Source organism: Nocardia amamiensis NBRC 102102, from assembly GCF_001612745.1.
In the GTDB taxonomy this organism is placed as follows: Bacteria; Actinomycetota; Actinomycetes; order Mycobacteriales; family Mycobacteriaceae; genus Nocardia; species Nocardia amamiensis.
The window spans coordinates 1-20,740 of sequence record NZ_BDBA01000203.1 but is presented as its reverse complement, the minus strand read 5'-3'; the positions used below and the strand labels follow the sequence as shown (position 1 = coordinate 20,740).

Below are 20,740 nucleotides of genomic sequence, written 5' to 3'. Positions count from 1 at the left end.
AGTAGGCGCCGGACGCGGGCCGGGGCGAGGGCCACCGCCCGCGGGCTTCGCTGCCGGACGGCCCGACGACGACGGACCGGGGCGTGCACCCGGCTTGGTGCCGTTCGACGGGGCGGACTTCGCCGCGAACGACTCACGCAGCCTGCGCGCGACGGGAGCTTCCACCGTCGACGACGCGGACTTCACGAACTCGCCCTGCTCCTTGAGCGTTGCGAGTAGTTCCTTGCTCGTGACACCGAGTTCTTTGGCCAACTCGTGCACGCGGGCCTTGCCTGCCACTGCTCTCCTCACTGAGAGGTCGAGCAGCTCCACCGTCTCGGCGACGGGGGCCCGCACGACCTCGGGTTATCTCCGATGGACGTTCATCGTTGGTACTTCACGGTGTGCTCATGAGTGCTCGTGCCTGTTCTCGAGGTAATGCTCCAGGGCTGAGATATCCAGATGTCCGGACACTCGTAGTGCTCTGCCGATGGCTCGGCGCCGCTCTGCCGTGCTCAGACAAGCCGAAAAGGGGTGCAGCCAGGCACCCCGTCCGGGAAGTCTGCGCCGCGGATCGGGGACGATCTCGATGACGTGGGAGCCGTCACCGGTCTCACGATCCCGAGCCACGATCCGCAACAGATCGACGGCCAGCTCGCGCTTCCGGCACCCGATACACGTCCGCACGGGAGCCGCCCGGCGCCGGGGCGCCGCATGTTGCTCGGTGGTGCGATCGGGCATAAGTGCCGAAGGCTCGGACTGAACCTTGGACCACTCTACCGCTGCCGCGCTCGGAACGCCGAACCCCTCCCCCGCGGAAGTTACGAACCTGTCATCCCGAGCACTCCGCCGGCGGGTTCCGGTCAACTCCGGTGCGCCTCCGTCCGGAGGGATCCGCCCATGTCAGGAGCGGCATCGCTGCGGATATCGATGCGCCAGCCGGTCAGCCGCGCGGCCAGGCGGGCGTTCTGCCCCTCCTTGCCGATGGCCAGCGATAGCTGGAAATCGGGCACCACGACGCGGGCCGCGCGCGCCTCGGCGTCGACGATCGTGACCGAAACCACTTTCGACGGCGAGAGCGCGTTGCCGACGAACGTCGCCGGGTCGTCGGCGTAGTCGATGATGTCGATCTTCTCGCCGGCCAGCTCGCTCATCACGTTGCGCACCCGCTGACCCATCGGGCCGATGCAGGCGCCCTTCGCGTTGACGCCGGGCACGGCGCTGCGCACGGCGATCTTGGAGCGGTGTCCCGCCTCCCGCGCCACGGCGACGATCTCCACCGAGCCGTCCGCGATCTCGGGCACCTCCAGCGCGAACAGTCGCCGCACCAGGTTCGGATGGGTGCGCGACAACGTGATCTGGGGGCCGCGCGGACCACGCGAGACGCCGACGACGTAGCACTTGATCCGATCGCCGTGCTCGTAGGTCTCGCCCGGCACCTGTTCGGCGGGCGGGATCAGTCCCTCCGCGCCGTGCAACTCGCTGCCGATGCGCACGACAACCGTGCCGCGGGCGTTGGCGCGCGCGTCGCGCTGCACCACGCCGCCGACGATGTCGCCCTCATGGGTGGAGAACTCGCCGAAGGACTTCTCGTTCTCCGCGTCCCGCAGCCGCTGCAGCACGACCTGCCTGGCCGTGGTCGCCGCGATCCGGCCGAACCCCTCCGGGGTGTCGTCCCATTCGGAGATCACGTTGCCGTCGGCGTCCACCTCGCGCGCCATCACCCGGACCACGCCGGTCCGCTGGTTGATGTCGATGCGCGCGTTGGGCTGATGCCCCTCGGTGTGGCGGTACGCGGTCAGCAGCGCCGACTCGATCGCGGAGATCACGGTCTCGATCGAGATCCCCTTGTCGGCGACGATCGCGCGCAGGGCTTCGATTTCGATGTTCATTCCACGATCCCTTCGGTCGGCGAATCGGACGCTGTGATGGATTGGTGTCGTACGTTCGGTGTTTTTCGAGCGGGACTGCTCTGCGCCGCGTCGGCGACCGCCACCGCGTCGTCCTCGCCCGGAGCGGGTCGTCCCGCAACGACTCCACCGGCGAGTTCCAGCTCCCGCGCGCCCGGCGGGGAGAACTCGACTTGGACCACGGCGCTGGCGATGTCGGCGAGCGGGACCGTCACCCGGTGCGGGTCGCGTTTGCCGCCGAGCACGAGGGCCACCGAATCGCCGGTGAGCGCGCCGACTCTGGCTTCGAAGGTCGCGGCCCCTTCCGGCGGCTGGACGCCGTCGCGCAGCGCGACACGCACCTTCCGGCCCCGGGCCCGGTGCCAGTGCCGGGCGGCGGTCAGCGGGCGATCGATGCCCGGCGTCGTGACTTCCAGGAGGTAGGGCGTCTCGCCGAAATCTCCCGCGTCGTCCAGCCGCGCCGACAGCTCCGTGCTGAGCGTGGCGATCGAATCCAGATCGGACGCGTCGCTGTCCACGATCACCTGCACCCGAGCCTGCGCGTCCACGCGCTTGCCCGCCGTCGAGATCTCGACGCCCTCGAGATCGAATCCTCGGCGTTCGACGAGACCAGCTACGAGCTGGCTCACCCTTTCCTCGGTCGGCATCGGCATGTGGGCGGCTCCTGGTTCAGTTGTGACGCGGTGGGAAATTTCTCTACCGAAGGTCTAGCGTAACGCGCCACGAGAGTGTAAAGGACCACTGGTCGAGGAGTATGCGCGCCACGGCCGACGCCTCGTCCGGTGGCGTGCCATGAATCTGGCACGATGGTGCCGTGCCCATCCGCCTTCCCGCCCCGCCGCGTGCCGGGTGCACTTCCGGCATTCCCTCCGACCGGCACGAGCCCCGCCTCGCCGCCCTGGACCGTCGCAGCGCGCTACGCCTTGCGGGCGGAGGAACGGTCGGTATCCTCGCCCTCGGCGCGCTGGCGGGCTGCGCCGAGAAGGAGCTGATCCACGAACCGGATCCGCTTGCCGCACAGGAGATTCTGGCTCGTGCCGATGCCGCCGCCGCGTCCGCGGCCATCGCCGTCGCACCGGAACGGCACGCGTCCCTCGGCGTGATCGCGGCCGAGCGCACCGCGCACGCCGACGCGCTGCGCACCGAGATCGACCGCGTGATCGGCGTATACGCCGACGGAACCACACCGGTGCACCGCACCCGCGCCAACGGATCAGGGCCGTCCGCCGTGGCCGCAGGCAGCGCCGTTCCACCTACCGCCCCGCCGACAATCGATGCGCTGCGCTCCCAGCTCGCCGCGTCCCAGAAATCGGCCGCCGACCTGGCCCGGGCACTGTCCGGATACCGCGCCGGGCTGCTCGCCTCGATCAGCGCCGCCTGCGCGGCTCAGGCGGGGGTGTTGCTGGCATGACCGAAGCCGAACGCCAAGCGCTGCTGGAGGCGTTGAATGCCGAATACGGCGCGGTATACGCCTACGGCGTCATCGCCGCGCACGCCTCCCCCGAACGCATCAGACTCATCGCCGAGCACACCGCAGCACACCGCGCCCGCCGCGACACCACCGCCGACGCGCTCGCCGCGGACGGCGCGACGGTGCCGCCGCCCGGCTCCGCCTACACCGTGCCCTTCCCGGTCACCGACCCGATCTCGGCGGCCCGGCTGGCCGCGACGGTCGAGTCCGACACCGCGATCGCCTGGCGAGCGGTGGTCGAACACGGTGCGTCCGCGACCGTCCGCCGCGCGGGTGTGGACGCGTTGACCGACGCCGCCGTCCGGCTGGCCACCTGGCAGTCGGTCCTCGGCGCCAACCCGCCGACCATCGCGTTCCCCGGCAAAGCCTGACCGCGCTGCGCGGCCTGTGGGGGACACGGCCGCACATCGCCCCATGAGCTGCCCGACGGCGGTCCGGGTGACCCGGACCGCCATTCGGCTCGAATGTCTTTCCTACGGCCGCATTTCGTAGGCGCCGTCGTAGGACACCGCCTCGGCCCACACCCGGTCGAAGCGCGGACGGTCGGCGACCGGAGGCCGCAGCGCGGCCGCGGCCCAGCCCTGCTGGTCCGGGGTGGCCGACGGCTTGCCGTACAGCGCGGTGGCGTAGGCGTTGAAATCGCGGATCTGGAAGTCGAAGATCTGGTCGATCAGGTCGCGGTCCAGTCCGGTGATCGAGGCCTGCTCCAGGATCAGCTGGCCGTAGACCACCAGCGAGAACAGGTGGCCGATGGTCAGCATGAAGTCCAGGTCCTTCTGCTGCCCGGCGTCCGGCGCCGCCGTGGTCAACAGCGTGCGCAGCGCCTGCGCCTGCTCGTAGAACCGGCCGACGTTGGGGATGTCGGCGTGCTTGCCGTAGCTCGGCGTCCAGTCCGCGAACCGCACCTTGCCCGCGCCGCGCGCCGGGCCCTGCCGCCAGAAGAACGCGTCGTCGGCCGCGTCCTGCCTGGTCTCGATCTCCGGGTAGTCCTGCGGGTTGAACAGGTAGTTGGGCATGAACTTCAGGATCTGCCCCACGTTCACGTGCACCGTGCCCTCCAACCGGGGCAGGGTGTTGATCAGCCGCTGTACCTCGGCGAAGTAGGTGTTCTTCTCGAACCCCTTGGCGGCCAGTACGTCCAGCAGCAGCGTCATGACGGTCTCGCCCTCGGAGGTCACCTTGGACTTCGTCATCGGGTTGAACAGCAGATAGCGGCGGTCCTCCAGGCTCGCGCTGCGGAAGTAGTCGACGGCGCGGTCGCTGAACAGCTTCATCGCGAGGATTCGCGCGTAGGCGTCGACGAAGTTCGTGCGCACGTGCGGGAAGTCGGTGACCGGGTTGCCGTAGAGGATGCGGTTGTTGGCGTGCGTGATCGCCTCGTAGAAGGAGTGCTCGACCATGCCGATGCCGCCGTGGCAGAGGTTGAACTTGCCCACGTTGACGGTGTTCAGCGCCGCGGAGAACGCCTCGGGCCCGGTGTGCAGGATGTCCTCGGCGCGCACCGGGTAGTTCTCCAGGCGGAACGTGCTGACGTACATCTGCTGGTGCACGACATTGCCGAGCAGACGGTAGTTGTCGTGGCGGGAATCGGCGGCGAACCAGACGTAGCCATCCGCCCCCTCCAGGTCGGCGCGGCGGGAGAACACCGACACCATGCTGGCCACGTTGCCGTTGCCGATGTAGTACTTCTCGCCGTTGGCGCGGAACAGGATTCCGGCCTCGGCGTCGGCGCTGCCTGGTTCGGTGGGCGTCAGCACCAGGTCGGTGTTGTAGATGTCGGCGCCGTGCGTCTGTTCGGACAGCCCGAACGCCATCACCTCGCCTGCGGACAAATCGGCTGCCGCACGCTTCTTGGCGTCCTCGTTGTCGCTCTGCCAGATCGGGCCGAGGCCGAGGATGGTGACCTGCTCGGCGTACCAGTAGGCCAGACCGTAGAAGCCGAAGATCTCCGACAGCGCCGCGTTACGTGCCGCGTCCCACCGGCGGTTCGGGTCGCCGTCGGCGTAGGCCGCAGGGGTCAGGAAGGTCGCGAACAACTTCTCCTTCTTCACGAAGTCGAGGAAGTCGGCGGTCCACACCGCGTTCGCGTCGTCGGCGAGCAGACGCTGCTTGCCCCGGCCTTCGAACCACTCGATGGTGGCGCGCAACAGCCGCCGCGTCTCGGCGTCGAACTGCTGCGGATCATAGCTGGCGGGGTTGAACAACCGCGCGTCTGTGTTTCCCATGGCGGTTAACTTACCAGCGCGTAATCGCAGCGTGGACCAGGTCCGCGGATTTATGACCAGCAAATTCAGGCTACGGTTGCGTAGGTGGACGCAGCGAGATCGGCGGCAACGCGCTGCCCATTTCCAGCGGTCCCCCGCCAAAACGCGAATGACCCCCCTGACGCAATGCGTCAGAGGGTCATCAGACACCTGATTTCGCGAGCACATGGCTAACTCACCGGGTACGCCCAGAACTCGAGTGGCACCCAACGCAGGACCTGAACGCGAGTCCCGCGCTCCCCGACTGGTACGGCCTAAGCCCCGGAGAGGCGGACTAGCCGCGAACTCTGGCCACCACCGCATCCACCGCCGCAGCGGCGGGAAGTTCTTCGGTCTCGCCGGTGAATCGATCGCGCAGTTCGACCTTGCCCTCGGCCCAGCCGCGGCCGATCACCAGGACCAGCGGCATGCCGAGCAGTTCGGCGTCCTTGAACTTCACGCCGGGCGAGGCGGTGCGGTCGTCGAAGAGCACGTCCAAGCCTTGGGCGTGCAGTCCGGCCACCACCTCTTCGGCGCCGGCGCGTGCCGCGTCGTCCTTGTTCGCGATGACGACGTGCACGTCGTACGGCGCGACCGCGGCGGGCCAGCGCAGCCCCTTCTCGTCGTGCTGCTGTTCGGCGATCACCGCGACCATGCGCGAGACACCGATGCCGTAGGAGCCCATGGTCAGCCGGACCGGCTTGCCGTTCTCGCCGAGCACGTCCACCTCGAACGCATCGGTGTACTTGTTGCCGAGCTGGAAGATGTGACCGATCTCGATGCCGCGCGCCGACACCAACGCTCCGCGCCCGTCCGGCGAGGGATCGCCGTCGCGGACCTCGGCCGCCTCGATGGTGCCGTCGGGCGTGAAGTCCCGTCCGGCGACCAGGCCGACGACGTGCTTGCCCGGTTCGTCGGCGCCGGTGATCCAGCTCGTCCCGGTGCCGACCCTGGGATCGACAAGGTAGCGAACACCGTTGGCCTGCAATGCTTTCGGGCCGATATAGCCTTTCACCAGGAACGGGTTCTCGGCGAAGTCGGCGTCGGTGAGCAACTCCACCTCGGCCGGTTCGACCGAGGCGCCGAGGCGCTTGTCGTCCACCTCGCGGTCGCCGGGGACGCCGATACCGATGATCTCGGTCTTCCCGTCCGGGTGCCGCAGCTTGACCATGACGTTCTTCAGCGTGTCGGCCGCGGTGACCGGGCGGCCGTAGTGCTCGGCGAGGCCGGCGCTATTGGCCCAGTCGACCAGCGTCGCGATGGTCGGGGTGTCCGGGGTGTCGTGCACGACCGCGGCGGGCCTGCCCTCGATCGGCAGCGGCTCGGCAGCGGGCGTGACCACTGCCTCGACGTTGGCCGCGTAGCCGGATTCCAGGCAGCGCACGTAGGTGTCCTCGCCGACCGGGCTGTCGGCCAGGAATTCCTCCGACGCGCTGCCGCCCATCGCGCCCGAGGTGGCCGCCACGATGACGTACTTGACCCGCAGCCGGTCGAAAATGCGCTGGTAGGCCTGCCGGTGCGCGTCGTAGCTGGCTTTGAGGCCGTCGTCGTCCAGGTCGAAGGAGTAGGAGTCCTTCATGACGAACTCGCGCCCGCGCAGGATGCCCGCGCGGGGGCGTTCCTCGTCGCGGTACTTGGCCTGGATCTGGTACAGCGTGACCGGAAGGTCCTTGTAGGAGCTGTACTCGGCCTTCACGGTGAGCGCGAAGAGCTCCTCGTGGGTCGGGCCGAGCAGGTAGTCCGCGCCTTTGCGGTCACGCAGCCGGAACAGCGCCTCGCCGTACTCGGTCCACCGGTTGGTGGTCTCGTACGGGTCGCGCGGCAGCAGCGCGGGGAGTGAGATCTCCTGGGCGCCGATCGCGTCCATCTCCTCGCGCACCACGTCCTCGACCTTGCGCAGCACGCGCAGGCCGAGCGGCAGCCACGAGTAGACACCCGGGGCGACGCGGCGCACGTAGCCGGCGCGGACCAAGAGTTTGTGGCTGGGCACCTCCGCGTCGGCGGGATCGTCGCGCAGGGTTCGCAGGAACAGGCGGGAGAGGCGGGTGATCACGGAAGCACAGGGTAGTCGCCGGCCGTACGCCAGTTACAGCGCATTACCGTATTCGTTCGTGCTGGTGCTGCTGCCTCCCTCCGAAACCAAGTCTGACGGCGGCGCCGGAGCGCCTCTCGAACTGGGCGCGCTGGCGATGCCGCAGCTCACGACGGTGCGCGCGCGGCTGGTCGAGGAAGTGGTGCGGTTGGCGGCCGACCCTGGCCGCTCCCGCGCGGCGCTCGGACTCGGTAAGGGCGCCGACGGCGAGATCGCGAGGAACGCGGCGCTGCGCACGTCGCCGACCCGGCCCGCGCTGGAGCGCTATACCGGTGTCCTCTATGACGCGCTGGACGCGCGCTCGTTCACGAAAGTCCAACAGTCCAAGGCGTATGCCAGGCTCGGCATCGGCTCGGCCCTGTTCGGCGCGGTCCGCGCGGGTGACCCGATTCCGGCCTACCGGCTCTCCGGCGGCTCCAAACTGCCCGGCTTGCCCACCCTTTCGGCCCTCTGGCGCGACGAACTGGCCGCAGCGCTGCACGCCGAGGCCGCGGGCGAGCTCGTCGTCGATCTGCGCTCGGGCACCTATCAGCAGCTGGGCCGGGTTCCCGGCGCGGTCACCGCGAACGTCCTCACCGAGCATCCGGACGGCTCCCGCACGGTGGTGAGTCACTTCAACAAGCATCACAAGGGCCTGCTCGCTCGCGCCCTCGTGCTCACCCGGGCCGAACCGGGCGATGTCCGCGGCGTGGCGCGGGTGGCGGCCAAAGCCGGACTGCGGACCGAGATCGCCTCGCCCACCGAGCTTTTGATCATCACCTGAGTGGCTGTGGATGTTCCGCCGGAGCGGTGAGCGCGGACAGCTCGGCGGCGAGATCGTCCGTGCCGCCTGCTCGTACCGATGGCGAGCGGTCGGCGTGCGGAACAAGTAGGGCTGCTCGGCGAGTTCGCTGGGAATGCCCTGGCGCGCCGCGTTGTTCGCTCAAAGCGTGACCAGTACCGCTGTGCTTTCCGATGACCTGAAGAAGTACCTGGACGAGGAGCGGGTGTTCGCCACCGCCGCCACGGTCGGGCCGAACGGGCAACCGCACCTCACCGTGATCTGGCTGAAGCGCGACGGCGACGACCTGCTGTTCTCCACCACGGCCGACCGCCAGCAGGGCAAGAACCTCGCGCGCGACCCGAAGATCACGGTGCTGATCAATCCGCCGGACAACCCGTATGTCTACGCGGAGATCCGGGGCAACGCCACGATCACCCCGGATCCGGAGAAGACGCTGCCCAACGAGCTCTCGATGAAGTACACCGGCAAGAAGTACGCGGACTTCAACCCGGCGTCGGTGAACGACGGCCCGCGCATCATCGTTCGAGTCACACCGCGTCGCGTGGCGGGCCGATTCTGACCGGCCGCTGAGTCGCCGCGCTAGCTGGAGGTCAGGAACGCGGCTGGCTGGTGGGTGTCCGAGCCGCACAACCTCAGGCTTGCTGGGCTTCTTCCTGGGCGTGCTGCGCCTTCGCCAGCTGCTGCGGTGTGAACCGCAACGTCAGCGCGACGAGTCCGGCCGCGAAGGCGATGAGCGCGCAGACGAACAGCACCAGCGTGTAGCCGTTGCCGAGCGCGGCAATCTCCTCGGGCGTCATCGCGGCGACTTTGCCGGTGCTGCCGCCGAGCGAGAGCGTGCGCGAGGCGGCGATCGGGGTAAGCAGGCCGATGAAGACGGGCGTCGCCAGGTTCATGAACATCTGGCCGACCGCGGCCAGCGGACCGATGTTCGCCGGTGGCACGCCGACGAGCACACACAGCGGCGTGAGCACCATCGCGATGCCGACGCCGAAACCGATCACGATCAGCAGCGGCAGCAACGTCGCGAAGTACAGCACCTCGCCGTCGAGGGTCGAGCCGAACAGCAGCCCGACGCCGAGCACCGCGGCCGCACCCGCGAGCAGCCAGCGGGGTGCGATGTACAGCGCCGCCTTGGACGCCACCGCGCCGCCGATGCCGATGCCGACGGTGAACGGAATCGCCGCTACACCCGCCTTGAGCGGGCCGTAACCGATCACGTTCTGCATGAACTGGGCGACGAAGAAGGTCATCGCACCCAGCACGCCGCCCGCCAGGAAGATCAGCAGGAAGGTGGCGACGCGGTCCCTGCTGTCGAACAGCGACCAGGGCAGCAGCGGGTCGTCCACGCGCCGCTCCAGCGCCACGAAGACGAGGAGCAGCACGACGCCCGCGATCAGCGAGCCGATGATGGCGGGATGCCCCCATCCGAGCTCCGGTCCCTCGGTGGCGCCGAACACGATGGAGGCGCAGGCGATGGTGCCCAGCACCGCACCGGGCACGTCCAGCGCCGAGCGGTGGTGCTCGGTGTCGGCGAGTTTGTATGCCGCGCCGAGGATGATCAGCGCGCCGATCGGGACGTTGATCAGGAAGATCCACCGCCAGGACAGCTGGGTCAGCGCGCCGCCGACCACCAGGCCGCCCACCGAGCCGATGCCGACCATCGAGCCGACGATCGCGATCGCCTGATTGCGCGCCTTACCCGGCGCGAACGTAGTGGCCACGAGGGCGAAGGCGGTCGGCGCCGCGACCGCCGCGCCCGCGCCCTGGAAGGCGCGCGCCGCGATCAGCATGCCCTGGTTCTGCGCGAGCCCGCACAGCAGCGAGGCGAAGGTGAACACCGCCACGCCGACGACCAGCATGCGCTTGCGGCCGAAGGCGTCGCCGAGCCTGCCACCGAGCAGCATCAGGCCCGCGAAGGTGAGCCCGTAGGAGGTCACCGTCCACGCGCTTCCCGCGCTGGACAGCCCCATCTCCTCTTGCAGCCGCGGCAGCGCGAAGATCACGACCGTGCCGTCGAGCACGACCATGAGCTGCAACCCGCTCAGCACTAGGATCGCGAGCCCGAAGGCCCGCTGCGTCACTGGATACTGCATCGTCGCAGCGGGATTCCGAAGCACAGTGAGTCACTGTAATTCATGCTCCCATCGCCTCCCCGCCCCACCGACCCGCCGCGATGGGTCATGCACGGCAAGCGGCCCCCGCTGGCTCACCTCCGACAGCCGCCACTTCGCCATCGCACGGCGTGCAGCCCTGCGGCGACGGCCAACGGGCATCGCCGGGTCAACGCGCCACCGATCCCGACCCGTCTCAGCAGGACCAGCCATTTGAGGCTATCGGTTCGCCTCCCTGCGGCGCACATCCATCGCTGCCCGGCAGCGTTCAGGCATCGACCCGATCGCCACCACGTCGGCCGGTGACGTCCATCCGGCTGGACTGCGCGGCCGCGGACACTAGTGCGCGCCGGTCTCGATGGCGTTGTCGCGTCCACCGGGTGCGCGGCCTGACCATCGCTGCCCGGCAGCGTTCAGGCATCGACCCGATCGTCACCGCATCGGCCGGTGACGTCCATCCGGCTGGACTGCGCGGCCGCGGACACTAGTGCGCGCCGGTCTCGATGGCGTTGTCGCGTCCACCGGGTGCGCGGCCTGACCATCGCTGCCCGGCAGCGTTCAGGCATCGACCCGATCGTCACCGCATCGGCCGGTGGCGTCCATCCGGCCGGACTGTGCGGGGTGGGCACTAGCGCGGCGCCCGGTGCCGGAAGAGCGCAGGTGGTCTACGGCACTACCCGGTCGCGGAGTCGACGTGCGAGGGGGCGGAGGCGGCGGAGAATCCGGCGGTGGGACCGATCACCACGATGGCGGGTGGACGGATGCCTTCCGCGCGGACCCGGCCGGCGACCGTGCCGAGATCGGCGCGCAACACGCGCTGGGTGCGCAGTGTGCCCTCCTGGATGACCGTGACGGGTGTGTCGGCAGGGCGCCCGCCGTCGAGCAGCGCGGTGGCGAACTGTTCGATCCGCTCCACCGCCATCATCAGCACCAAGGTGCCGCGCAGGCGGCCCAGTGCGGGCCAGTCGACCAGCGAGTCCGGATGGTCCGGCGCGACGTGCCCGCTCACCACCACGAACTCGTGGGTGACACCGCGGTGCGTCACCGGAATCCCCGCGGCGGCGGGTACCGCGATGGGGCTGGTGACACCGGGCACCACCGTGACCGGTACCCCGGCCGCGACGCACGCTTCCAGCTCCTCGTAGCCGCGCCCGAACACGTATGGGTCGCCGCCCTTGAGCCGCACCACGAACTTGCCCGCCTTCGCGCCTTCGATGAGCGCGGTATTGATCGCGTCCTGCGCCATGGCCCGCCCGTACGGGATCTTCGCGGCGTCGACCACCTCGACCTCGGGTCCGAGTTCGGCGAGCAGTTCCGGGGGAGCGAGCCGGTCGGCGACCACCAGATCCGCCCTGGCCAGCAGCCGCCGCCCGCGCACGGTGATCAGATCGGGATCGCCTGGTCCGCCGCCGACCAGGGCGACGCCGGGTGTGATCGGCGTCGAGTCGTCGGTCACCACACCCGATTGCAGGGCCTCGAGCAGCGCGGTGCGTACCGCCGCCGAACGCCGGTGTTGTCCACTGGCCAGCACGCCGAGGGTCAATCCGTCGTAACGCGCGGTGGCCGGGGTGACCGCGGTGCCCAGTCGCGCCGTGTCGGCCCGTACGCAGAAGATCCGCCGCCGCGTGGCCTCGGCGACCACCGCGGCGTTGGTCTCCGGCTCGTTGGTGCAGGCGATGGCATACCAGGCGCCGTCGAGGTCGCCGTCGGCGTAAGCGCGCAGCGCGATGGTGATCTGACCCGATGTCGCCATGCCCTCGACCGCGGGCGTGACCGCCCGGCTCACCACGTGCACGTCCGCACCGGAGGCGATCAGCAGGCCCAGCCTGCGCTGTGCCACCGTGCCCCCGCCGACCACGACCACGCGCCGCCCGCGTAGATCTAGCCCGACCAGGTAGTTCGGGTCGCCGGTGGGCTGGTCTTGCGTTGCGTCTGACGTGTTCGGCACAAGTTTCGAGCCTACGGCCTGACCGCCCGGCACCGGCAATCGACCGGCCACCCTACGGCGTCGCTTCGCGGTCGCCGGCGGAGGACCGAGCGGCAGTTCGCCGCCTACCGGCGATAGGGCGCCTCCTGAGCCCAGTGGAAGCCGCGCGCGATCAGCGGGAAGCTGTCTTTCTCGACCAGTTCCATGCGCAGGCGGACCGGTCGTCCGCCGAGTTGACCGTCGAGGATCAGGGTGGCCGCGTCGGGCTGCTGATAGGTGAACGTGCCGAACTTCCACCGGCCGGCGGCATCCTGGGTGAGGGTGACCGTGCGTGCGCCGACGTCGACGGTCCCGGGCAAGGTGACCAGCGAATCGCCATGCGTTGAACGGTCACCGAGATGGGATTGTCGAATACCACGCGGCGCAGGCGCTCGGAGGCGATGGCACTCGCAGGCGCGCTTGGTCGGACCGGCTGACCAGCGCGGGCAGCTCCTGGCCCGCCACCGTGTGTTCGGTGACGTCCCAGATGCACACCGCGAGCGCCGCTTGCAGAATCGCCGCGACCCGTCGCCTCTTTCCAGCGCCGAGCAGCGGCTGCCGGGTCGCCGCGGCGGCCGCGCGGCCGACGAGAACCCGTGCTAAACGGCCGGCTTCCGGCAGTAGCAGCACCACCGCGAACAGCACCAGATGCAGCGAGAACAGCTTGACCGGTGACCTGCGACGACACACCGCGGCCGACGGGGCGATGGGTAGCTCACGCACCTCGGGTGACATACGGTCGGGTATGTCATTCACCCCGCCCGGCTCCACCGACGGACTCGGTGTCGTGGCCGGACCGACCGGCTTGGAAGGTGGACGTATGACATCGGTGACACCGGCACAGGAGCTACTCGACGTGGCCTACGAGGAAGCGCTCCACGGGCTCGCCGAAGGCGGGATCCCGATCGGCGCCGCCCTCTTCGACGCGGACGGCACGCTGCTCGGACGCGGCCGCAACCGCCGGGTGCAGTCCGGGGATCCGAGCCTGCACGCCGAGACCGACGCGTTCCGGGCGGCCGGACGGCGGCGCGACTACCGCCGCACGACCATGGTCACCACCCTCTCGCCGTGCTGGTATTGCAGCGGCCTGATTCGCCAATTCGGTATCGGCTCGCTGATCGTCGGAGAATCGCAGACCTTCTCCGGCGGGCACGACTGGCTCGCCGACCACGGTGTCGCGGTGACCGTCCTGCAAGACCGGCGCTGCGTCGATCTGATGACCCAGTTCATCGCCGAGCATCCCGCGCTGTGGTACGAGGACATTGGCGTCGCCGACGAACTCGAGGCGTGAATTTCCCCATCCGCGCGGTTCAGCGGAAGTACGGATACTCCTGAACCCAGTGGAAGCCGCGGCTGCGCAACGGGAAATCGTTGAGGTTCACCGAGGTCAGCGCGATCGACGCCGGCTGCCCGGCGATCGTGCCGGTCAGCGTCAAACGCTCGGGGGCGGGCCGGTCGAAGCCGAAGCTGCCGATCACCGCCGGTCGCTCGGTCATCGTGCTCGGCGGCGCGAGCAAGGCGAGGCTGCTGGCGTCGGAGTCGACCATCGCGAGCACCGGAACCAGCCGGCCGTCCATCCGCTGCACCGCGGCGCCATCGCGATCGAAAACCACCCGCTGCCAACGCACTTCGTCGGTGGTCAGCGGCGGGAGCGGCTTGCCGTCCACGCTGAATTCGGTGACCGCCCAAATGCCGTACAGCGGAGGTTCCGGCCGTCCCGCACCCTGTTCGGTCCATCGATCCCAGCCGGTGTAGGCATTCGAGAACAGCAACCACAGCCCGAGCGCGATCTGTGCCGCGGCCGCGATTCGGTTGGCTCGCGCCGTCCGGAACAGCGGAGGCGTCGTCGACGAGCCGGTGGGCCGATCCAGCACCAGCACGCTCACCAGGCGCCGGGCCTCCGGCGCGAGCAGCACCAGGCACAGCAGCACGAGATGGAACGACAGGATCTTCGCGGGCACGTCGTAGGTCATGTCCAGCACGAACACCTGGGTCGTGCACACCAGGCTCAGCATCGCGCCGACCAGTGCGGTGCGCGGCACGAACAGCAGCACTCCAGCGAGCAGTTCCGCGCAGCCCAGCAGGATTTCGTACGGTTGCGACACCCCGATCTGGTTCCAGAGCACCGCCATGGGACTGAAGTCCCCGTACGGCTGGATCAGCCGGCTCAGCGGTGTCGGCGGCATTTGCGTCGGGATGGCTTTGGCCATTCCGTACGAGATCATTTGCCCGGCCAGGCACAACCGCAGCAACAGCAGCAACCACGGCTGCGCCGCCCGGTAGTCCGGCCGTTTCCGATCCAGCACACTCCAGACCAGGGTCCCGGCCACCGCGACCACCGCGACGACGAACACCAGCACCCAGAAGTAGGCCTGATCTCCGCTGATGGACGCCGTGTTCGCCGCGACGGAGGCGCCGAACACCTGCGTGCCGGTCCACTCGACGATCGGACGGAGCGCCCGGGCGACCCCATGGTTCACCCAGTCGGGCAGCCATTGCCGGGCCACGCCGAGAAACTCCGGCACGATCGACGGATACACCAGGCAGAACAGCCCGAAATACAGAAACCCGAAGCGGAACGCCACGCGGGTGGCGCCGCTCCAGGGCCGGGTACCAGGATCCACGGCGCTCGCGGCGCCGTCTGCCCGATCGAGGATCGCTTCCGCGGTCACGGCGGTCCCTTCCACTCCCAGTTGACGCAGACCGAAGGTACCGAAAGTTCCGGGACCCGTTCGGGGTTTCGATGGGATCCGCGGACCCGACGCAACGCCGCGAGATCCCGATCAGCGAAAGTACGGATACTCTTGCACCCAGTGAAATCCGCGGCTGCGCAGCGGGAACGAGTCGAGGTCCACCCGATCCAGCGACAGCCGCACCGGCGTCCCGTTCAGCTCGCCGGTCAGCAGCAGCGTGTCCGCGGTGGGCTGGGTGAAGGTGAAACTGGCCAGGCTCGTGGGCGACGCGTCCGGGGATCGCGGCTGCATGAGCACGAGAGTGTGCGCGGCGTCGTCGACCTGCGCCACGACCGGCATGAACGAGTCGTCCATCTTCTGCACGCTCGCGCCGGGCCGGTCGAAGATCACTCGACGCCAGCGGTTCTCGTCGGTCAGCAACGGCGGCACCGGATGCCCCGCGCTGGTGAACTCCGCGACAGTCCAGATGCCGTACAGCGGGGGCTTCGGCGCCCCGTTCGTCTCGCGCCATGTCTGCCAGGTGATCTGCACTGTGCCGATCAATATCCACAGCCCCAGAGCCACCTGGAGCGCCGTCACGATCCGGTTCGCGCGCCGGGAACCGAACAGGGCGGGCTGGGTGGCGGGCTCCGATGGGCGTTCCAGCACGAGCACGTTCGCCAAGCGCCTGGCTTGCGGCGCCAGGACAACCAGGCACAGCAAGAGCAAGTGGAACGAGAGGATCTTCACCGGCACGTCGTAGGTCATGTTCAGCACGAAGACCTGCGCCATGCTGACCAGGCTGAGCATCGCGCCGATCGTCGCGGTGCGCGGTACGAACAGCAGTACTCCGCCGAGCACTTCGGCGGTGCCGAGCAGGATCTCGTACGCGGGCGCGGCCCCGACCTGGTTCCACAGCACGGAAGCCGGGCTCATGGTCCCGTACGGCTGCAACAGCGCGGTGAGCGACGGCGCGGCCATCTGCGTCGGGATGGCCTTGGCCATGCCGTAGAACAGCATCTGGCCGCCCAGGCACAGCCGGATGAACAGCACGAACCAAGCTCCGAGCGTGGTGTACTCGCGACGACGTCGATCGAGAATCGACCAGACGACCGTGATCACCGCGGCCGCGACGAGTTCACAAAAGATCAGCATCCAGATGGCGGCTTGATCGCCGCTGCCGGAATCCTCGTGCAGAACGGTTTTTACGCCGAAGACGTGCTCGCCCACCCAGCCGGTCAGCGGGCTGGTCGCGCGCATCTGCCACACGATCGCGCTCTCCGGGAGCCACTTGCCCACGATCCCCGTGAACGCGAAGAGGATCTGCGCGAACAGCAGACAGAACAGGGCCAGATACGCGAAGACGAACCGGAACCCGATCCGGGTCGGCAGGCTCCAAGGCCCTCGCTCGACCGCGACAGGCGCCTCCTCGCTGCGAGAATCCAGGACATTCGTTCCGACCGTGCGCACACCGACCCCTCACTCGCCGACACATCTCCGCGAGCCGAAAGTATCCGAACGAGTGGTGGGATGACCTCAGGGAAAACCCCGGAATTCCGCGTACATCTTTCGGCCTACGTGCTGACCCCACCGGCCGATCTCCAACGGTCCGGTCTGTCTGCGGCCCCGGTTTCGTGTCCGGTTTTCACCCATGACGCAACTAGAACGCGTTACAGTCACGTATCCGGCGCACCTGGGCGGCACGTGTCAGGAGGACAAGATGACCGACGATCCGGACCCGGCACAGCGACAGCAGCTGACCGTCAGCGAACGCGACCTGGACACGCTCGCCGAGAATCTGGCCCACTGGCTGCGTGCGAAGACCGGCGCCGACCACCTGCCACGGGTCTGCGGCTTGTCGCGTCCGCAGTCCGGCGGCATGTCCAGCACGTCGATCCTGTTCGACGCCGAATGGAGCACCGCGGGGCGCTCGGAGCGCGGGTCGTTCGTCGCGCGGATGGCGCCGGAGGCCGGATCGTTCCCGGTCTTCCAGACCTACGACCTGGCCACGCAGTACCAGGTGATGGCGGGCGTGGCCGCGGCCACCGACGTGCCGGTGCCCGAACTGTGCTGGCTGGAGAACGACGACAAGCCGCTCGGAACGCCGTTCTTCGTGATGCGCCGCGTCGACGGCAGGGTGCCCGCGGACAACCCGCCGTACGTCTTCGTCGGCTGGCTGTTCGACGCGAGTCCCGCCGAGCGGCTGCAGCTCACCCACAACACGGTCGAGGTGATCGCGAAGATCCACGACATCCCCGATCCCGCGGCGCGGTTCCCGATGCTGAACGGACCGGGCCAGTCCCTGCGCAGGCACGTCGCGGCGCAGCACGCCTGGTACCGGTGGGCGCTCGCCGACGATGGCTTCGCGATCCCGCTCATCGAACGGAGTTTCGCGTGGCTCGACGAGCACTGGCCCGCCGCCCCCGGCCCGGACGTGCTCAGCTGGGGCGACGCACGCCCGGGCAACATCATCTACCGCGGGTTCGATCCGGTAGCGGTGCTGGACTGGGAGATGGCCGCGCTCGGGCCGCGTGAACTCGACCTGGCCTGGGTGATCTTCATCCACCGGTTCTTCCAGGACCTGGCCACCCGTTTCGGCCAACCCGGCCTGCCCGACTTCCTCCGCCGCGACGACGTGGTGGCGAAATACCAGGCACTGACCGGATATCCGGTGCGCGACCTCGATTTCCATCTCGTGTATGCCGCCCTGCGGCACGCCATCGTGATGGCCAGGGTGAAGCGCCGGATGATCCACTTCGGCGAGGACACCGACACGCCGGATCGCGATGACTACATCATGCACCGGGCCGGTTTGGAAGCGCTGCTCGACGGAACCTACGAATGGGACTGACATGCCTGTGCCTTTGGACGAATACCCGATCCATCAGACACCGCTCTCGCTGGCCAGGGTGGCCAGCAGCGATCGGAACTTCTACGACCGCAGCTACTTCAACGCCCACGACCGCGACGGCGGCACCCTGCTGATCACCGGGCTCGGCGTGTACCCCAACCTCGGAGTGACCGACGCCTACGCCGCAGTCCGCCGCGGCGACACGCTGCGGGCGGTGCGCTTCTCCGACGCGCTCGGCGACCGCGGCCTCGACCAGCGCGTCGGCGGCTACCGCGTCGAAGTGCTGGAGCCGCTGCGCCGCATCCGGGTGGTCTGCGACCACGACGATCTGGGCTTCGATCTCACCTGGACCGGCGCCTTCCCCGCCGTGCATGAACAACCGCACCTGATTCTGGCCGGCAACCGGCCGATCATCGACGCGTCCCGGTTCGCGCAGGTCGGCTCGTGGGCGGGCACGCTGCACGTGGACGGCGACGACATCGCCATCGATCCGGCGGTGTGGACCGGAACCAGGGACCGCTCGTGGGGCATCCGCCCGGTCGGCGAGACCGAGCCGCCCGGACGCGCGGCCGCCGAGCCCTCGGGTGGGTTCTGGTGGCTGTATGTGCCGCTGCGTTTCGAGGACTTCGCCGTGGTGGTGATCGTGCAGGAAGAGCCGGACGGCAGGCGCACACTCAACGACGCGACCCGGGTCTGGCCGGACGGGCGCACCGAGCAGCTCGGCTGGCCGCGCATCGCGATCGAATACCGTTCCGGCACCAGGCTTCCCGTCGCGGCCCGGCTGGAGCTGAGCACGCCGGACGGCAAACCGCTGGAGATCGAGATCACGCCGGGCACCGGCATCCCGCTGCACGTCGGCTGCGGCTACGGCGGCGACCCCGACTGGCAGCACGGTCAGTGGAAGGGCCGGGACTGGTCCTGCGCCAGCCGCTACGACCTGACCGACCCGGCCATCGTCGCCCGCACCCCCTACGGCGTGATCGACCACGTCGCCCACGCCCGCTGCGGAGACGCCGAAGGCTGGGGCCTGTTCGAGCACGCCAGCATCGGCCGCCACGACCCGACCGGCTTCGCAGACTGGGGATCGGTGGCACCGTAGCCGCCCGCTCACTCATCGAGCAGACCTTGCGACGGCCCACCGCGCGGCTGGAGCGACGCGCACCGGCCGAAGCGTGCGTCCCACCACGGGACGCCTCATCGACAGTGCCGCGGCGCCGGACGAATCAACACTCGGCCGCAGTCGCCGCAGCGATCACAACCACGTCGACCGTCCCGCTCGAAACCAACAGCGGACCACCTCCGGCGAGCAGCGCGGATGCTTCGGCGACGCTCGCGGTGCCGAGCGCGCCCGCGGTACGTGCGGACGGATTCGGCACTCGCAGGTCAGCGAGTCCGATACGCGGCCACCGCGGCAATACGACACCGTTGATCGCCGTCTTCGAGACCAGCAGCGGACCATCTCCAGCCAGCAAGGCGGATGCTTCGGCGAGGCTCGCGGTGCCGAGCGCGCCCGCGGTATGTGCGGACGGATTCGGCACTCGCAGGTCAGCGAGTTCGATACGCGGCCGCCGCGGCGATCACGACCCCGTTGACCGTCGTCTTCGAAACCAGCAGCGGACCATGTCCGGCGAGCAGGGCGGATGCTTCGGCGACGCTTGCTGTGCCGAGCCTGCCCGCGGTACGCGTGGACGGATTCGGCACTGGCACGTCGGCGAGTTCGATAGCGGTGTAGGTGCGAACCGGCACACCCAAGGAAGCGGCAACGGCTTGCAAGCCGGGTTCGGTGGCGCGCCTGTCGATGGTCGCCAAGCAGGCGACGACGGCGTCGCCCAAGGCTTCTCGCAATGCCGCCCGAATTCTGGTCTCGTCGGTGCCCGGGCGTATGCCGACGCCGACGGCCAGGTCAGGTCGTGGCACGGGCTCTGGCGTAAACCGCTGCCGCGGCGACGAAACGGCGTACCGCATCCGGATTCCCGGCTGGATGGGTATGCAGGTAGGACGCGTGCGCATTGCCGACGAGCGCGCCCTCGCGGACGCGTTCGCCCTCGCTGCCGTGCCAGCCCCACGCGGGCGTCGCCGAGGGCAACGACACCAGGCGGGTTCGATGGAACTCGTGCCCGCGCACCCGTTCTCCTGCCCGCCACAGCGGCGAGTCACCGAGTGCCACGGCATCTCGGTAGCCGAGCGTCAGGCGCGGGCCGAATTCGGCATCGGCGTCGATCACCCCCGCCATCGGATGGCCGTCGAGTGAGCGCGCCAGGTACAGCAGTCCGGCGCATTCCGCGTGCACCGGCATCCCGCGCCGCGCGGCCTCGGCCACCGCCCGCAACAGCGGGACGTTCGCCGCCAACTCAGCCGCATGCTCCTCAGGGAAGCCGCCAGGCAACACCAAACCCGCGGTAGCGAAAGGCAATTCGTCATGCAGCGGATCGAATACGGCCACCCGCGACCCCGCCGCCGCCAGCAACTCCCGATGCTCGGCGTACCCGAAGGTGAATGCCGCCCCACCTGCGACGGCGATCAGCGGTCCCTCCCGATCGGCGCTGCCACCGGCTGAATCGAGAGAGCTCCCACGATCGAGAGACTTCTCGGCCTCGCCCCGCGCGTCACCATCTAGCACCGCCTCGGCATGTCCACGCGCATCACCACCACCCTGCACCG

The 20,740-nt window shown here is 69.1% G+C and carries 21 protein-coding genes and 1 pseudogene; 7 read left to right on the top strand and 15 right to left on the bottom strand.

The window, feature by feature from the left end; all coding sequences use genetic code 11:
* The 4 genes from NA4_RS42900 to rimP all read right to left on the bottom strand — a co-directional run.
* The coding region (locus NA4_RS42900; RefSeq protein ID WP_245671656.1) for a translation initiation factor IF-2 N-terminal domain-containing protein at positions 1–279 on the bottom strand (279 nt) is incomplete at its 3' end.
* A 108-nt stretch (positions 280–387) separates the two neighbouring features.
* Positions 388–720 carry a YlxR family protein gene (locus NA4_RS30430; protein WP_067477854.1) on the bottom strand — a complete coding sequence of 111 codons (333 nt, stop codon included), beginning with the start codon at positions 718–720 and terminating at the stop codon, positions 388–390.
* A gap of 122 nt (positions 721–842) precedes the next feature.
* Complete coding sequence (gene nusA, locus NA4_RS30425) at positions 843–1,871, bottom strand: transcription termination factor NusA (protein ID WP_067477851.1); 1,029 nt, start codon at positions 1,869–1,871, stop codon at positions 843–845.
* Entirely contained in the window at positions 1,868–2,542 is a 675-nt protein-coding gene (rimP, locus tag NA4_RS30420) for a ribosome maturation factor RimP (protein WP_067477849.1), read from the bottom strand. The genes nusA and rimP overlap by 4 nt, the downstream gene beginning before the upstream one ends.
* 161 nt (positions 2,543–2,703) lie before the next feature.
* Between rimP and NA4_RS30415 the strand changes: the two genes are divergently transcribed.
* Both NA4_RS30415 and NA4_RS30410 read left to right on the top strand, forming a co-directional pair.
* On the top strand, positions 2,704–3,300 hold the full coding sequence (locus NA4_RS30415; protein ID WP_307188603.1) for a hypothetical protein: 597 nt from the start codon (positions 2,704–2,706) through the stop codon (positions 3,298–3,300).
* Positions 3,297–3,731 carry a ferritin-like domain-containing protein gene (locus NA4_RS30410; RefSeq protein WP_067477846.1) on the top strand — a complete coding sequence of 145 codons (435 nt, stop codon included), beginning with the start codon at positions 3,297–3,299 and terminating at the stop codon, positions 3,729–3,731. The genes NA4_RS30415 and NA4_RS30410 overlap by 4 nt, the downstream gene beginning before the upstream one ends.
* A gap of 102 nt (positions 3,732–3,833) precedes the next feature.
* Here the strand turns inward: NA4_RS30410 and NA4_RS30405 are convergent, their stop codons facing one another.
* Both NA4_RS30405 and NA4_RS30400 read right to left on the bottom strand, forming a co-directional pair.
* Positions 3,834–5,585, bottom strand: coding sequence for an acyl-CoA dehydrogenase family protein (locus tag NA4_RS30405; RefSeq protein ID WP_067477843.1), 1,752 nt, complete (start codon positions 5,583–5,585; stop codon positions 3,834–3,836).
* Positions 5,586–5,898: 313 nt separating this feature from the next.
* Positions 5,899–7,656, bottom strand: coding sequence for a proline--tRNA ligase (locus NA4_RS30400; RefSeq protein WP_067477840.1), 1,758 nt, complete (start codon positions 7,654–7,656; stop codon positions 5,899–5,901).
* 58 nt (positions 7,657–7,714) lie between these two features.
* On the opposite strand from NA4_RS30400, the gene yaaA reads away from it, so the two are divergent.
* Positions 7,715–8,458, top strand: coding sequence for a peroxide stress protein YaaA (gene yaaA, locus NA4_RS30395; RefSeq protein ID WP_067477837.1), 744 nt, complete (start codon positions 7,715–7,717; stop codon positions 8,456–8,458).
* 166 nt (positions 8,459–8,624) lie between these two features.
* Complete coding sequence (locus NA4_RS30390; RefSeq protein WP_218022466.1) at positions 8,625–9,038, top strand: PPOX class F420-dependent oxidoreductase; 414 nt, start codon at positions 8,625–8,627, stop codon at positions 9,036–9,038.
* A gap of 73 nt (positions 9,039–9,111) precedes the next feature.
* On the opposite strand, the gene NA4_RS30385 is transcribed toward NA4_RS30390, so the two are convergent.
* The 4 genes from NA4_RS30385 to NA4_RS30370 form a co-directional block, all read right to left on the bottom strand.
* Positions 9,112–10,572 (bottom strand): MFS transporter, encoded by a 1,461-nt coding sequence (locus NA4_RS30385; RefSeq protein WP_067477831.1) that lies wholly within the window; start codon positions 10,570–10,572, stop codon positions 9,112–9,114.
* A gap of 691 nt (positions 10,573–11,263) precedes the next feature.
* Positions 11,264–12,538, bottom strand: coding sequence for a uroporphyrinogen-III C-methyltransferase (gene cobA, locus NA4_RS30380; protein WP_067477829.1), 1,275 nt, complete (start codon positions 12,536–12,538; stop codon positions 11,264–11,266).
* Positions 12,539–12,642: 104 nt separating this feature from the next.
* A complete protein-coding gene (locus NA4_RS30375) occupies positions 12,643–12,876 on the bottom strand; it encodes a hypothetical protein (RefSeq protein ID WP_067477826.1) in 234 nt (77 codons plus the stop codon).
* A gap of 31 nt (positions 12,877–12,907) precedes the next feature.
* Positions 12,908–13,312 carry a hypothetical protein gene (locus NA4_RS30370; protein WP_157129390.1) on the bottom strand — a complete coding sequence of 135 codons (405 nt, stop codon included), beginning with the start codon at positions 13,310–13,312 and terminating at the stop codon, positions 12,908–12,910.
* Positions 13,313–13,376: 64 nt separating this feature from the next.
* On the opposite strand from NA4_RS30370, the gene NA4_RS30365 reads away from it, so the two are divergent.
* A complete protein-coding gene (locus tag NA4_RS30365; RefSeq protein WP_067477866.1) occupies positions 13,377–13,847 on the top strand; it encodes a nucleoside deaminase in 471 nt (156 codons plus the stop codon).
* Positions 13,848–13,866: 19 nt separating this feature from the next.
* Here the strand turns inward: NA4_RS30365 and NA4_RS30360 are convergent, their stop codons facing one another.
* Both NA4_RS30360 and NA4_RS30355 read right to left on the bottom strand, forming a co-directional pair.
* A complete protein-coding gene (locus tag NA4_RS30360; RefSeq protein ID WP_245671655.1) occupies positions 13,867–15,228 on the bottom strand; it encodes a DoxX family protein in 1,362 nt (453 codons plus the stop codon).
* Positions 15,229–15,339: 111 nt separating this feature from the next.
* The gene (locus NA4_RS30355; RefSeq protein ID WP_245671654.1) at positions 15,340–16,698 is read right to left on the bottom strand and encodes a DoxX family protein; all 1,359 of its coding nucleotides are present in this window, start codon (positions 16,696–16,698) and stop codon (positions 15,340–15,342) included.
* Positions 16,699–16,948: 250 nt separating this feature from the next.
* Between NA4_RS30355 and NA4_RS30350 the strand changes: the two genes are divergently transcribed.
* Both NA4_RS30350 and NA4_RS30345 read left to right on the top strand, forming a co-directional pair.
* Entirely contained in the window at positions 16,949–18,079 is a 1,131-nt protein-coding gene (locus NA4_RS30350; RefSeq protein ID WP_067477820.1) for a phosphotransferase family protein, read from the top strand.
* Between the two features lies 1 nt (position 18,080).
* On the top strand, positions 18,081–19,178 hold the full coding sequence (locus NA4_RS30345; RefSeq protein WP_067477817.1) for an Rv3169 family protein: 1,098 nt from the start codon (positions 18,081–18,083) through the stop codon (positions 19,176–19,178).
* 124 nt (positions 19,179–19,302) lie between these two features.
* On the opposite strand, the gene NA4_RS30340 is transcribed toward NA4_RS30345, so the two are convergent.
* The 3 genes and pseudogenes from NA4_RS30340 to NA4_RS30330 form a co-directional block, all read right to left on the bottom strand.
* Entirely contained in the window at positions 19,303–19,617 is a 315-nt protein-coding gene (locus tag NA4_RS30340) for a cobalamin biosynthesis protein (protein WP_067477814.1), read from the bottom strand.
* A 7-nt stretch (positions 19,618–19,624) separates the two neighbouring features.
* A complete protein-coding gene (locus NA4_RS30335; RefSeq protein WP_245671653.1) occupies positions 19,625–19,996 on the bottom strand; it encodes a cobalamin biosynthesis protein in 372 nt (123 codons plus the stop codon).
* Positions 19,983–20,740: pseudogene (locus NA4_RS30330) on the bottom strand (cobyrinate a,c-diamide synthase); the annotation flags it as partial. The gene NA4_RS30335 and the pseudogene NA4_RS30330, both read right to left, overlap by 14 nt.

What these genes read in the sequence shown, in the direction of transcription:
- NA4_RS30430 (WP_067477854.1), bottom strand. Translation starts at nt 720, where the DNA reads ATGCCCGATCGCACCACCGAGCAACATGCGGCGCCCCGGCGCCGGGCG.
- nusA (WP_067477851.1), bottom strand. Translation starts at nt 1,871, where the DNA reads ATGAACATCGAAATCGAAGCCCTGCGCGCGATCGTCGCCGACAAGGGG.
- rimP (WP_067477849.1), bottom strand. Translation starts at nt 2,542, where the DNA reads ATGCCGATGCCGACCGAGGAAAGGGTGAGCCAGCTCGTAGCTGGTCTC.
- NA4_RS30410 (WP_067477846.1), top strand. Translation starts at nt 3,297, where the DNA reads ATGACCGAAGCCGAACGCCAAGCGCTGCTGGAGGCGTTGAATGCCGAA.
- NA4_RS30405 (WP_067477843.1), bottom strand. Translation starts at nt 5,585, where the DNA reads ATGGGAAACACAGACGCGCGGTTGTTCAACCCCGCCAGCTATGATCCG.
- NA4_RS30385 (WP_067477831.1), bottom strand. Translation starts at nt 10,572, where the DNA reads ATGCAGTATCCAGTGACGCAGCGGGCCTTCGGGCTCGCGATCCTAGTG.
- NA4_RS30365 (WP_067477866.1), top strand. Translation starts at nt 13,377, where the DNA reads ATGACATCGGTGACACCGGCACAGGAGCTACTCGACGTGGCCTACGAG.
- NA4_RS30350 (WP_067477820.1), top strand. Translation starts at nt 16,949, where the DNA reads ATGACCGACGATCCGGACCCGGCACAGCGACAGCAGCTGACCGTCAGC.
- NA4_RS30345 (WP_067477817.1), top strand. Translation starts at nt 18,081, where the DNA reads ATGCCTGTGCCTTTGGACGAATACCCGATCCATCAGACACCGCTCTCG.